This window comes from Brevibacillus nitrificans (assembly GCF_003710965.1).
GTDB lineage: Bacteria > Bacillota > Bacilli > Brevibacillales > Brevibacillaceae > Brevibacillus > Brevibacillus centrosporus.
The window spans coordinates 1,541,215-1,553,840 of sequence record NZ_RHHU01000003.1 but is presented as its reverse complement, the minus strand read 5'-3'; the positions used below and the strand labels follow the sequence as shown (position 1 = coordinate 1,553,840).

At 50.2% G+C, this 12,626-nt stretch carries 12 protein-coding genes; 7 read left to right on the top strand and 5 right to left on the bottom strand.

Translation table 11 applies throughout. From position 1 onward, the window contains the following. Window positions 1–56 precede the first annotated feature (56 nt). Window positions 57–566 (top strand): acyl-CoA thioesterase, encoded by a 510-nt coding sequence (locus tag EDM59_RS09315; protein WP_092267970.1) that lies wholly within the window; start codon window positions 57–59, stop codon window positions 564–566. Window positions 567–599: 33 nt separating this feature from the next. Next, a complete protein-coding gene (locus EDM59_RS09310; RefSeq protein ID WP_122923296.1) occupies window positions 600–1,523 on the top strand; it encodes an aldo/keto reductase in 924 nt (307 codons plus the stop codon). A 69-nt stretch (window positions 1,524–1,592) separates the two neighbouring features. On the opposite strand, the gene EDM59_RS09305 is transcribed toward EDM59_RS09310, so the two are convergent. From EDM59_RS09305 to uvsE, 5 genes are all read right to left on the bottom strand, one after another. Then, the gene (locus EDM59_RS09305; protein WP_122923295.1) at window positions 1,593–2,015 is read right to left on the bottom strand and encodes a thiol-disulfide oxidoreductase DCC family protein; all 423 of its coding nucleotides are present in this window, start codon (window positions 2,013–2,015) and stop codon (window positions 1,593–1,595) included. 98 nt (window positions 2,016–2,113) lie between these two features. Next, window positions 2,114–3,622: a histidine ammonia-lyase gene (gene hutH / locus EDM59_RS09300; RefSeq protein WP_122923294.1), complete on the bottom strand. Its 1,509-nt coding sequence runs from the start codon at window positions 3,620–3,622 to the stop codon at window positions 2,114–2,116. Window positions 3,623–3,878: 256 nt separating this feature from the next. Further along, window positions 3,879–4,265 (bottom strand): hypothetical protein, encoded by a 387-nt coding sequence (locus EDM59_RS09295; RefSeq protein ID WP_148040827.1) that lies wholly within the window; start codon window positions 4,263–4,265, stop codon window positions 3,879–3,881. 30 nt (window positions 4,266–4,295) lie between these two features. After that, window positions 4,296–4,631 carry a hypothetical protein gene (locus EDM59_RS09290; RefSeq protein WP_148040826.1) on the bottom strand — a complete coding sequence of 112 codons (336 nt, stop codon included), beginning with the start codon at window positions 4,629–4,631 and terminating at the stop codon, window positions 4,296–4,298. Window positions 4,632–5,094: 463 nt separating this feature from the next. Further along, complete coding sequence (gene uvsE / locus EDM59_RS09285) at window positions 5,095–6,027, bottom strand: UV DNA damage repair endonuclease UvsE (protein WP_122923291.1); 933 nt, start codon at window positions 6,025–6,027, stop codon at window positions 5,095–5,097. Between the two features lie 380 nt (window positions 6,028–6,407). Here uvsE and EDM59_RS09280 point away from each other — a divergent pair, with 380 nt between their 5' ends. From EDM59_RS09280 to EDM59_RS09265, 5 genes are all read left to right on the top strand, one after another. Continuing rightward, window positions 6,408–8,675 (top strand): bifunctional diguanylate cyclase/phosphodiesterase, encoded by a 2,268-nt coding sequence (locus EDM59_RS09280; protein WP_246010951.1) that lies wholly within the window; start codon window positions 6,408–6,410, stop codon window positions 8,673–8,675. 163 nt (window positions 8,676–8,838) lie between these two features. Then, window positions 8,839–8,976, top strand: a complete 138-nt coding sequence (locus EDM59_RS31015; protein WP_170184315.1) for a hypothetical protein — start codon at window positions 8,839–8,841, stop codon at window positions 8,974–8,976. Between the two features lie 17 nt (window positions 8,977–8,993). Further along, on the top strand, window positions 8,994–10,526 hold the full coding sequence (locus tag EDM59_RS09275) for an amino acid permease (RefSeq protein WP_122923289.1): 1,533 nt from the start codon (window positions 8,994–8,996) through the stop codon (window positions 10,524–10,526). A 156-nt stretch (window positions 10,527–10,682) separates the two neighbouring features. Next, a complete protein-coding gene (locus EDM59_RS09270; RefSeq protein WP_246010950.1) occupies window positions 10,683–11,102 on the top strand; it encodes a hypothetical protein in 420 nt (139 codons plus the stop codon). A 337-nt stretch (window positions 11,103–11,439) separates the two neighbouring features. Continuing rightward, complete coding sequence (locus tag EDM59_RS09265; RefSeq protein WP_183192848.1) at window positions 11,440–12,615, top strand: amidohydrolase; 1,176 nt, start codon at window positions 11,440–11,442, stop codon at window positions 12,613–12,615. Window positions 12,616–12,626 lie beyond the last annotated feature (11 nt).

The following is a 12,626-nucleotide window of genomic DNA, read 5'->3' as shown; positions in this document are numbered from 1 at the left end:
ACCCCTTGTGTTATGATGGGTACGGCATGTAGTAGATTCGCAAAGGAGTATCAGCTATGAATATCAAGACAATGCAAGATTCTCGTACGATCCAGGCTTCTCTGGTTCAACCATCCGATACGAACTATCACGGTACGATCTTCGGGGGCTCCATGATGGCGTACATCGATGAGGTCGCAGCCATCGCCGCGATGCGTCATTCACGCCGCCCTGTCGTGACCGCTTCTATAGACTCCATCGACTTTTTGGCTCCCGTAAAAATGGGACATTCCATTTGTTTGGAAGCCATTGTAACCTCTACGGGACGCACCTCGATGGAAGTATTTGTAAAAGTCATTTCCGAAAATTTGCAAACGGGTGAGCGTATTTTGACGGCCACCTCCTTCCTGACGTTCGTTGCGCTGGATGAAGCGGGCAACCCTACTGAGGTGCCAGGCATCGTAGCCGAAACAGATGAAGAAAAACGTCTGATGGCATCCGCCGAGGAACGCAAGAAAATGCGCAAAGAGCGCAAGGCGAATACGCAAGCGTTTATCAGCGAGTTGACGATTGAGAAAACCATTTGATCAAAGTGGCTTTTGAGAAGAGGAGGGACTGGCATGAAGTACCGCAGACTGGGGAAAACAGAACTGAAAGTATCTGTAGTGGGAGTAGGTACGTGGCAGTTTGGTGGAGAATGGGGAATGGACTTTACCCAGCAGGAAGTCGACCAGATTCTCGATAAGGCAAAGGAACTCGGGATCAATCTGATCGATACGGCAGAATGCTATGGAGATCACCTGTCCGAGCGTTTGATCGGCGGCTATCTGCAACAGGACCGCCGAGAAGACTGGATCGTCGCTACCAAATTCGGTCATCAATTTCATGACAAGTTTTCCCGAACCGATCAGTACGGCGCAGCAGAGGTACTGCAGCAGCTGGATCAATCCTTGGCTGCTCTGCAAACGGATTACATTGACCTGTATCAATTCCACTCGGGTCCTGATTCGGCATTTGATAACGACGCTCTGTGGACCATGCTCGATAAACAGGTACAGGCCGGAAAGATCAGACATCTGGGTCTTTCCATCTCGAAAAACGGCAATCTGTATCAGACGAGCAAAGCATCGTCTATCAACGCCAAGACCATTCAGGCGGTTTACAACCGACTGGATCGCATTCCAGAAGAAGGGGTGTTTGCTTCCTGCGAAGAGCAAGATCTCGGGGTTTTGGCACGTGTTCCTCTGGCAAGCGGATATTTGAGCGGGAAATACAAGCCAGGCTCTGTTTTTGCCGGAAATGATGTGCGTCACAGACACGATCAGCAGCACGTGGCGAATCTGCTGAAGCAGGTGGAGGATATCAAGCAAAACGAGGTGCCAGAAGGAATGGACATGGCACAGTGGGCTTTGGCATGGTGCCTCAAGCATCCTGCGGTAACTACCGTGATCCCGGGTAGCAAGAGCCCTGCTCAGGTCGAAGCGAATGCCAAAGCGGCAGAATTCGTGAGTGACGATCATCCACAAGCGGTTCAGCTCTCATAACGGATTAGGAAGCATGGTAAAGGGGCCGTATCAAAGGATACGGCCCCTTTCTATGAGCGAAGCGTACGATTACTCTAAAAAACGAGAGCGGATGTCAGGGGTGGGAAGCATACAATGCTCGGCCTTGCCCATCCAGCGGTATCGATTCCGTGCGATAAAATCATACCCTATGTCGCGCACGCTTCTAGGAAGCAGCCCCGCCACGAAGGACAAAGCTGGCCATCCACCACGAAGCTTGCGTCCGACGCGTAAAATGGCATCAGATTTCGTGTAAAGGGTGCCGTTTTCAATCAGTACGACGGATTGCAGGTGATTCTCATGATGAAAAGCAGCCAGCAGCTCGCGGCCCTTCTCCGATTGCAAAGAAGCGAAATGGATGCGCCCTTTTGGATCGCGCTGCAAAATGAATTGGACAGCGCCGTGACATAAATGACAAACGCCATCGAAGAGCAGGATCGATGCAGGCTCGCCTGAAGCGTGGGTTGGTTTCATAGACGCAGCCCTCCCAGTTCCATGAGAATAATCTTTACGCCTCCATCATATCAAACACACGCTGGAAAAAGAATGGGGAGCATACTCGCTCCTCGCTCCTATTCCCAAAAAAGAGTCCCCTCGCGAACGAGCTGCTCTGCTTTCGCAAGGTCCGGGTGCATTTCCCGGTCTTCCGTAAGGCGAGGAATGACATTGCGCAGCTGCTGATAAGCGCGCCCCGTACCCGCACCGAGTTCACCTGTACCAAACTCGATAGCTTGGGCGGCCGCCAAATATTCGATAGCGAGTACCTTCGCTGTATTGCCAACGACGGTTCGCAGCTTTCGAGTGGCTGTCGTCCCCATGCTCACGTGATCCTCCTGATTGGCAGAAGAAGGGATGGAGTCGACGGAAGCTGGATGGCACAGAACTTTGTTTTCAGAGACGATGGATGCTGCTACGTATTGCGTAATCATGAAGCCAGAGTGGAGGCCGCCGTTCTCTGTCAGAAAGCCAGGGAGACCGCTTAGCTGTGGATTCACCAGTCTCTCCGTACGACGCTCCGAAATGTTGGCGAGCTCGGCTATGGCAATCGCCATGAAATCGGCAGCGAAGGCCATCGGCTGCCCGTGGAAGTTTCCACCGGAGATAACATCGCCCGTTTCGGAGAACAGAATCGGATTATCCGTTACGCTGTTGCATTCCCGTGTGACGGTTTGCCATACGTACTCGAGTGTATCGCGGGTTGCGCCATGGACTTGCGGGATGCAGCGCAGGCTGTACGGATCTTGTACCCGCAACTCTCCTTGGGAGGAGATGCGCTCGCTGCCTGCCAGATGGAGCAAAAGCTTGCGAGCAGATTCCTGCTGACCTGGATGAGGGCGCACGAGATGCAGCTGCGGATCAAAGGCTTTGGGAATGCCGCGCAGAGCTTCTACGGTCATGGCAGAAATGACCTCGGCACTTTCCAGGACAATTCTAGCGTCGTACAGAGCAAGGCAAAGCTGTGCCGTCATGGCCTGTGTGCCATTGATCAGGGCGAGACCTTCCTTTGCCTGCAGACGTATCGGAGCAAGCCCTACCTGTTCGAGAGCGTCTTTTCCGGAAAGCCGTTGACCGTTTACCTCCGCTTCCCCTTTGCCCAGCATGACGAGTACCATATGCGCGAGGGGAGCGAGATCTCCGCTGGCGCCAAGAGAGCCTTGCTGAGGGATGATGGGATGAACGCCGCGGTTGCAAAGCTCCACGAGATGCAGGAGCGTTTCCTCCCGAATGCCGGAGTAGCCTTTTGCCAATGCGTTGATCCGCAAGGCCATGATCCCGCGTACGACCTCTACTGGGTAGGGATCACCCATTCCGCACGCATGACTCATGATGAGATTTTCTTGAAGCTTGCTCACGTCTTCCCCAGAGATCATCACATCAGAGAATTTGCCGAAGCCGGTAGTGATCCCGTAGATAACGCGCTGTTCTTCCACCATTCGGTCTACCATGGACCTGGAACGGCGCACGTTTTCGAGCGCTTCCTTCGTTAATTCAATGTGCGCACCACCCCTTGCGATCGCGACCACATCTTCAATTCGCAAGTGATTCCCATCCATTTTCATTCCATTTGCTTGTTGATTCATGTCCTGATTTTCCTCCTTTAGCTTAGCAGAGAACGAAAAGAAAGAGGGGTTAGGATACTAGATCCTAACCCCTCTTCCTGGGCATCTATGTGATTGGCAGACCGTTGAAGCCTTATTTCCCGGCATATGTCTTCCTCACTTTCGTTCAAATGCGGCTGTCTGATTATTTTAAGAAGTACCTCAATTGTAGCGTATGCATGCGCATAGTCAAGTGGTACATTGTCACGGCGACTACACTATTTTCGAAAAAACGGGCTTAGTCCATTTTCCTGATATAGGCGAGTGTCGTTTCTCGATCGGGATAAATGTCATACCATGTACTGTGTGATTTCACTTGAAAGGACGTGTTCCATTCCGTGGAAAGACGACGTAGAGTCCCTCCAAGCATGGCTCCAATGCCTCCCGCATTGCCGCGCAGACCGAAAGAAATGCCGAAGCCGCCTTCGATGATGCCATCGCCGAACGTACCGTCGCCAAATTTGCCATCGCCAAACGTCCCGTCACCGAATGTTCCTTCACCGAATTTGCCATCTCCCAATATCCCATCACCAAACCTGCCATCGCCAAATCGTCCATCCCCTAATTTGCCATCGCCGAATATGGAGGCACCAAGGCCGAAGCCAATCAAGCCACTTCGACCCATGCCGCAAAGACCGATCCTGCCCAAGCCGAATCAGTCGCTTCCCAATACACCGAACCGGATGCCAGCCAATCCAATGCCTCCAAACCGGATGCCAGCCAACCCAATGCCACCCAATCGGATGCCAGCGAATCCAATGCCTCCGAACCGGATGCCGGCCAACCCAATGCCACCCAATATGGGAATGCCAATGCCAAATCGCCGGCCGCCGAACGTTTCTCCTAACATGCCGCACAGAAGACCAAATTCCTCGCCAAATCGGATGCCGCTGCCAAACAGGAGACCACCGAATTCCTCTGCTAACAATATGCCACCAAACTGGGGATCTCCGAACAATCGTCCGCCGCAAGCGCATGGCGGTGTAGACATTGAGCTGTATCTGTTCAAATTCCAGTTCCACATGGATCGGATGCAATACTATCATCACAAATGCGAGCAACACCGCGACAACCGCCGAAAGTACAGTGAATATCGCAAGCATTATAAGCACCACCAGCGCAGGATGAAGCATTACCACGATCGATGCCAGACATGGGATCATCGGGGAAGCAGCTCAGCAGGCAGAGGTTCTTCCTCCCATGGCCATAGGGGATCCTCTTCTGGCTGCGGATGCGGTTGTGGTTGTTCCCATTAGAAAGTGCAACAGACGCCGCTTGGACAGTGGCGTCTGTTTTGTTAACGTATAGGAATTTATAAGCGTTTACGTTTAGAAATTCCGGAGCGCATGACGAAGTGCCTCAGCGTCCGCGTCGGGCATTCCCTCGGTAAAACTTTTCACTAAAACGCGGTCGCTCCACTATGGAAGAGCTCGATAGAGGTTTTCTTATGTGATTCAGGAAAGAGAAGCTGTTGCTTCAACGTCCATTCCACGCTTTTGTAATTCGCGGCGCAGTGTGAAGAGGGCATCATCCTTGTTTTTGCATTCCAAGATAATATCAACATGGTAATGGGCGAGCGGAGAAATCAATTCGATAAATTGATCTGGGTCGATGTTGTCCGCGTGGGCACGAAAGTCTTTTTCTGATTTTGGCGAGGACATATGCATTTTTGGCGTTCGCGTTCCCCACGTCTGAATGATGCGCGGCACGTAATCGACCCAATTCTCTCCGTCGTTGAGGCATTTGTGATGGTGGTAATCAAAAACCATCGGAATGCCAAGGCGTTCGCATAGCGTGAGTACATCCACCATGGAAAAGGAAGAATCGTCGTTTTCGACCACAAGCCGTTTTTTTACTTCCTCCGGGAGCTGTTCGAAATGGGCTGCAAATCGTTCAAGAGCCGAGGCCTTATCATCGATGATGCCGCCAACATGGGTAACCAGAACGGAGTTGTCATCCAATCCCAGCAGATCAAATACACGGGCGTGATATTGAAAATCTTTGATCGTGGACGCAACGACGGATGGCTTGTCACTGTTTAGTATGCTGAAATGACCGGGATGCGCTGTCATACGGATGCCGTTGTTGCGAATAAACTCGCCTGCTTTTTGAAAATCCCAGGCGAATTCCTTTGCCCAGTCCCACCTTTCGGCTACTGCGTGGGTAGCTAATGGGACAAATTCCGAAGGCAAGCGATACAAAAAAATATGGTTATCCACATTGTAGGCGAGCAGATCCATCAAATTGAAAAAGTTGGTCTGCAGGATCTGTCTCAATTTCTTCAGGCGTGCCTGTGGTTCAAGCTTGTTCAGCTGGGCGACAGTCGTTTTCTTGTTCGGGTTGTTTTTCGTTTTTACACTGATGCAGGCATAACCCAAACGAATCAAGGAACTCCCTCCCTTTATACGGCGTCGTCTATGCTGTAGTATCCCCGTGCAAACCGAGATTTAGCGGGCTGAAAAGTTCCCAGTAAAACCAGTCGCACCAGCAGACTGAGTTCTTGTCAGTTGAAAACAAAACGGATAAGATAGGGGAATATTACCATACCGGTCCGGCTACTGCCATGAGTGCCGCGATTCCGAGCTAGACTCCGAACAAAAAGGGGAGTGTAATGAACACGCTCAGTTATTCTTATAATTTTGCCCTCGTTATCTTTTCTTATCTCCTTGCGGTATTGGCGTCTTACACGGCATTGAGCCTGAGTACGCGCATCCATGGCTCTCAAAAAAGGGGACGGATTTTCTGGCTCTGCGCTGGAGCAATCTCTATGGGGTTCGGCATTTGGGCCATGCATTTTGTCGCCATGCTAGCCCTCCATCTGCCGGTTGAGGTTCAGTACGATGTGGCGATCGTTGTTCTGTCGATCGTTTTTGCCATGATTGCTTCCGGGATCGCTTTATGGGTGATCAATACCAAGACCATGACGAAGAAAAGGCTTGTCATCGGTGCTCTTTTTATGGGAGTGGGAATCGCTTCCATGCATTATACGGGAATGGCTGCCATGAAAATGGATGCCGTTATCGAGTATGACTGGTTCTTTTTCGGACTGTCGATCCTGGTGGCGATCGCTGTTTCCTTGGTTGCACTTTTGTTGACGTTTCGCTTGCGCTATGCCTCAGATGCCAAAGGTGTCGGACTCAAGCTGGCTGCTGGACTGCTCATGGGAGCTGCTGTCGTAGGAATGCACTACACGGGAATGTACGCAACGACTTTTGTAGGCGGGAATCACTTATCAGGACATCCGGCGGGGGTCATGTCAGCTGATATGAGGCTGATTGCTTATTCAGTTGGGGTCGTCACCCTGTTTATTCTAGGTGTGACGCTGGTTTCTATTTACATGGACAAGCTCTTTGCTCGAAATACACTGCGAGTCATGGTAAGCGACCAGCGATACAAATCCTTGTTTGAGCATAATTACGATGGCGTCATGTTTTATTCCATCGATGGAAAAGAAAACGTATTAAATCCGGCAGCGAAGGATTTGACAGGAGCAGAGCGGTTGCCGCTGGATTCGTTGACAGCTTTGTGCAGTTCGCAGGATGCAGAGCAGGTGACGAAGTTTTTCGAGGAAGCTGTGAGGGGAAACCCCAATAACTACGAAGTTTGCATGAGAACCGAAAAAAAGCATGTTCATTTGAATTTAACCAATGTTCCCGTTTTTGTAGACGATGCCGTTACTGGCGTTTTTATCATTGCGCGCGACATTACGATTCAGAAGCAGGCAGAAGCCAAAATCAATTATTTGGCTTTCCACGACGCGCTTACAGGTCTGCCGAACCGCAGATACGTGGAAGAAAAGCTGGATGCCATGATTGAAGAAGCACGCCAAGGCGGATATAGCGTCTACGTAATGTTTCTCGATCTGGATCGCTTCAAGCTCGTCAACGATTCTCTCGGACACGATTACGGCGATCTTTTGTTAAAGGAAGCAGCTATGCGCCTGAGCAACTGTATCGGTAAAAGAGGCGTTGTGAGCAGGCTGGGTGGGGATGAATTTATGGTGATACTGGCAGATGTTCCTGAGGAAACGGTTGCACAGGTAGCGGATTCCTTGAATCGGACCATCGAGCAGTCCTTCCTCATCAATGGTCATGAGCTGTACATTACCACGAGCATCGGAATTTCTCGCTACCCACTGGACGGAGATGACCGCCACGGGTTGATGAAAACGGCGGATACGGCCATGTACTCTGCCAAGGAGCGGGGAAAAAACAGCTATCACATGTATGCACCCGATCTGCAGCAAATAACCAGCGATAAAATGTTCATTCAAAATGAATTAAATCGGGCATTGGCATTGGGCGAGCTGGATTTGTACTATCAGCCGCAAATCAGTGTCGGCAACGGGGACATCGTCGGCATGGAGGCATTGTTGCGCTGGAATCATCCAGAGCGAGGGCTTGTATCACCTGACCAGTTCATCGCTGTTGCGGAAGAGACCGGTTTGATTGTGCCGATCGGTGAGTGGGTTCTGCAGACGGCGTGCAAGCAAAACAAGGAATGGCAAAACCAAGGCCTGCCTCCCATTCGCATGGCAGTGAATTTGTCGGCACGCCAATTTTTGAAAAAAGACTTTACCCAGATGGTTGCGGATATTCTGGAGCAAACGGGGCTCGCTCCTCACTATCTGGAGCTGGAAATCACGGAGAGTACCATGATCGACGTGCATCGGGCGTGCAGTACGCTGGCAGAGCTGAAGCAGCTTGGTGTACATATCGCCATCGATGATTTTGGGACAGGCTATAGCTCATTGTCCTATCTGAAGGAATTTCCCTTAAACCGCCTGAAAATTGATCGCTCGTTTGTCCGGGACATGAAGCAAAGTCCGAGCAACAGAGCGATTGTCTCCACGATCATTGCCATGGCGCATCATCTGGAGCTGCGCGTCATTGCGGAAGGCGTCGAAACAGACGATGAGCTTGCATTTTTGCAGGAGCATCTATGTGAAGAGGTACAGGGGTACTTGTTCAGTAAGCCGCTTCCCCTGGACGAAATCACGACCTATATGCAGCAGCGAAAGCAAAAAATTTCATAAGGCTCCTATGGTAGAACGCAGGAAAAAGCTCCTGCGTTTTTTTGTGCAGATCAGCTCCATCAGAGAGATCCAGAAACTGGTATAGCTGCTCTTTTCAAACGTACAATGTACTAATCTTGCTGACATGCCATTTGACTCATCTAAGAGGAAGGGAGGGGATACAATGCTCGGGTTGGGGATCTTGTTGGTTGTCGTGACAATTGGAGTGGCAGTGGCGATCGGGTATCGGGCAAACGAAAGCGTACGCCGTTTTGACGAGGAAGAGCACGAAAGCTTTATCGGATCGAAGAACAATTCATGAGCAAAGGAGGGGACGGAATGCAGCACGAAAGAGAAGATCAGTTATTAGAAGACAAAAGGGACTTGAACAAGTTTGGATACGCGCAGGAGCTTTTGCGCGATATGGGGGGATTCTCCAATTTCGCCATTTCCTTTTCCATCATTTCCATTTTGACTGGCGCTGTTTCTTTGTACGGACACGGGTTGCTATACGGTGGCTCCGGGATGATGGGCTTTGGTTGGACGATCGTCGCACTTTTCGTTATCTTGATTGCAGCCTCGATGTCGGAGCTTGCATCAGCGATTCCGACAGCTGGGGCACTGTATCACTGGGCGGCGATCCTGGGGAGCAAAAGATGGGGCTGGTACACGGCTTGGATCAACCTCATCGGACAGATCGGGATTGTAGCCGGAATTGACTATTCCTTTTCGTTGTTTGCCGATCCACTCTTGGCAAGCGCATTTGGCTACACCTCGACGGAAACAACTACGCTGATTCTTTTCGGGATTACCCTTTTGCTTCATGGCACCTTCAATCACATCGGGATTCGTCTGGTAGCGCGCCTGAACGATTTTTCCGCTTGGTATCACATCGGCGTGGTAGTCATCCTCGTCGGCAGCTTAGTTTTCTTTTCGCGTCATGAGCTGCAGCCACTCGACTATTTGTTCCAGGTGGGGCAGACGTTTTCTGACAAGCCCTACGCCCTTGCTTTTCTGATTGGACTTTTGCAGGCGCAGTGGACGTTTACTGGATATGATGCATCTGCTCACACCATTGAAGAGACGATTCATCCGCGAGTTCGTGCAGCGTGGGGCATTTTTACATCGGTGGCCTTTTCTTTTATCTTCGGTTTTATCATGCTCGCCTTCGTTACCCTGTCCATCAAAAATGCGGCGGCGGCTAGTGAAGCGCCCAATGCGTTCATCTACGTCATCAGCGAGGCATTAGGAGGTACTTTCGGTTCGGTGGTGCTGTGGCTGGTGACCTTTGCGATGTGGTTCTGCGGCTTGGCATCGATCACATCGTTTTCGCGCATGCTCTACGCATTTTCCCGCGACAAAGGGATGCCCTGGAGCCGTCATTGGGCTGAAATCTCCACGAAATACAGAACGCCAGCCAAAGCCATCTGGCTGGTTATCATTTTGTCTTTTGCCCTTGCCTTGTTTGACTACATTGTAAAAAGAGTCAATCCGGAGACGACGTATACGACGTTAGCCTTTTTGACGGCAGTAAGTGTTGTCGGTCTGTACGTAGCGTACGGCATTCCACTCTACCTCAAGCTGCGTGCTGAAGCGAAAGGAGTCTTCCAGCGCAAGCATTATGGCCCATGGAATTTGGGGAATTGGAGCAAAACGATCAACGTGCTCAGCTTGCTGTGGATCATTTTCATCTCGATCATGATGGTGATTCCGCCTAACCAGACGGCTGGCTACGCCTTGATCGCCATGTTTGTCGTGCTGTTGATCATGGATTTGGCCTATTACAAGAATCACTTCCCGGGTCCACAAGCAGCGCTGAGCAAGTCCGAGGAAGAAATAAAAAGTCAGGAAGCCAAATTTCGCGACTCCTAATCAAGCACGATAAACGGTCCAGCACTTTGTCGGGGCGATCCGGCAGAGTGCTTTTTTGTATAGGGAGGAGCGAGGCGCGGGGAACCTATCAAAAGAAAGAGACTACCGCCAAAAAGGAGCAAGTGAATGCAAAAAGCAAGGAGAGCACTATGGGTGATGGGTATCGTATCGGGATTGCTGTATGGACCAGCTTGGGGGGAGTGGGGAGTCTTAGTCGCGGCTGCACAGGAGACGACGAATCGTTATGAGGTAGCCGGCATCACGAATCCGCAAGCATTTGAAGCTTTCTATGGAAAGCTCCAGACTTGGGTGGCAAAAGGGAATAAAGCTGCCATCGCAAACCATGTGCAATATCCGCTTCGGGTGAACAAGGATGGACAGAGTCGTTTGATTGCGACAGAGAAGCAATTCCTTGCCGAGTATGACCGGATTATGACGGAGAAAGTGAAGCAGGCACTCATGCAGCAGGATGTAAAGAATACGTTTGTCAACTATCAGGGAGTCATGGTGGGAAACGGAGAGCTGTGGCTGAGGGAGAAAGAAAAGAAGTTCATCATCGTGGCAGTCAATCAATGAAATCAAATCGAGAAACCAGCCTCTTCCAGAGAAGGAAAATATCATTGGCTGGTTTTTTTGTGTTCATATCCTGAAAGGGGTTTCACGAGAGTTTAGTTTAGTAAAAATATCATTTAAATTTATTTTATCATTCATAATGTTTGTTTAGCGTGGACATGTTCAGTTAAATTGACTAAACTATCTAATAAATCGGAAAGAATAGGAGGCTCACTAAAAACGGTGTCCACCTAAAAAGGACATTTGTCATTTCTATGTAATCATGGTATATTCACAAAAGGTTATTATTTTTAATTATACTTAACTATTGTGAATGATCGACAAAAAGGAGTGGTTGACCTTGAATTGGAATGCAGAGTCATTGGCAGCGGAAGTCGCAGATCAAGTCGTCGCATGGCGCCGCTATCTGCATCAAAACCCTGAGCTCTCTTTTCAGGAAAATAAGACATCTCAGTATATTTACGAAACATTATCTTCCTTTGGAAATCTGGAGATTAGTCGTCCCACTGCTACGAGTGTTGTGGCACGTCTTATCGGTGCACAGCCTGGTCCTGTACTTGGAATTCGCGCCGATATCGATGCTTTGCCGATTCAGGAAGAAAATCAAGTGCCGTATGCTTCCTCCGAAGCTGGTGTGATGCATGCATGCGGCCATGACGGCCATACTGCTATGCTTTTGGGGACGGCCAAGATTTTGTCTCAATACAAGGAACAGATCAAGGGTGAGGTTCGATTCTTTTTCCAGCATGCAGAGGAGCTGCCGCCAGGTGGAGCTGCGGAGATCGTCAAGGCAGGCGCTGCCGACGGCTTGGATTCCATCATCGGGATCCACTTGGCGTCTTACATGCCAGTGGGGAAATTCGGTGTTCTCTATGGAGCGCTGACATCATCCACAGACCGTTTCGATATCACGATCAAAGGAGTGGGCGGGCATTCCTCCCAACCTGAAATGACCGTAGATCCTATCGTGATCGGGGCGCAAGTCATCAACCATTTGCAGCAAATTGTTTCCCGCCATGTGAGTGCCTTGGAGAAGGTGGTCATTTCCGTAACGATGCTGAATGCAGGGACCGCTTACAACATCATTCCGGATACTTTGACATTAACCGGATCTACGCGCTGCTTTGACGCAGAAATCCGCAAGAATATTCCGATGTGGATCGAACGTATCGTCAAAGGCGTAACGGATGCGCATGGAGCTTCCTACGAGTTCCGTTACTCCTTGGGCTATTCGTCCGTCATCAATGACGCTGCTGTCACGAAGCTGATGGAAGAGACCATCCGTGAGGGCTGGGGCGAAGAAGAAATCATCTATATTGACCCGCTTATGCCGGGAGAAGATTTTTCGGCCTATTTGGAAAAAGCACCAGGCTGCTTCATTCAATTGGGAGCGGGCAACCCGGAAAAGGGATTCACGTATCCCCATCATCATCCGCGCTTTGACTTCGATGAAGATTGCCTCGCTCGAGGAGTAGAGCTATTCCTTCGTGCAGCTGAAAAAGTGGTAATGAAATAACAACAAAGATC

Bases quoted from the DNA above. Each gene is read 5' to 3' on its own strand.
- EDM59_RS09315 (WP_092267970.1), top strand. From the start codon at position 57: ATGAATATCAAGACAATGCAAGATTCTCGTACGATCCAGGCTTCTCTG.
- EDM59_RS09310 (WP_122923296.1), top strand. From the start codon at position 600: ATGAAGTACCGCAGACTGGGGAAAACAGAACTGAAAGTATCTGTAGTG.
- EDM59_RS09305 (WP_122923295.1), bottom strand. From the start codon at position 2,015: ATGAAACCAACCCACGCTTCAGGCGAGCCTGCATCGATCCTGCTCTTC.
- hutH (WP_122923294.1), bottom strand. From the start codon at position 3,622: ATGAATCAACAAGCAAATGGAATGAAAATGGATGGGAATCACTTGCGA.
- EDM59_RS09295 (WP_148040827.1), bottom strand. From the start codon at position 4,265: ATGGGTCGAAGTGGCTTGATTGGCTTCGGCCTTGGTGCCTCCATATTC.
- EDM59_RS09290 (WP_148040826.1), bottom strand. From the start codon at position 4,631: ATGTCTACACCGCCATGCGCTTGCGGCGGACGATTGTTCGGAGATCCC.
- EDM59_RS09280 (WP_246010951.1), top strand. From the start codon at position 6,408: ATGGGGTTCGGCATTTGGGCCATGCATTTTGTCGCCATGCTAGCCCTC.
- EDM59_RS31015 (WP_170184315.1), top strand. From the start codon at position 8,839: ATGCTCGGGTTGGGGATCTTGTTGGTTGTCGTGACAATTGGAGTGGCA.
- EDM59_RS09275 (WP_122923289.1), top strand. From the start codon at position 8,994: ATGCAGCACGAAAGAGAAGATCAGTTATTAGAAGACAAAAGGGACTTG.
- EDM59_RS09270 (WP_246010950.1), top strand. From the start codon at position 10,683: ATGGGTATCGTATCGGGATTGCTGTATGGACCAGCTTGGGGGGAGTGG.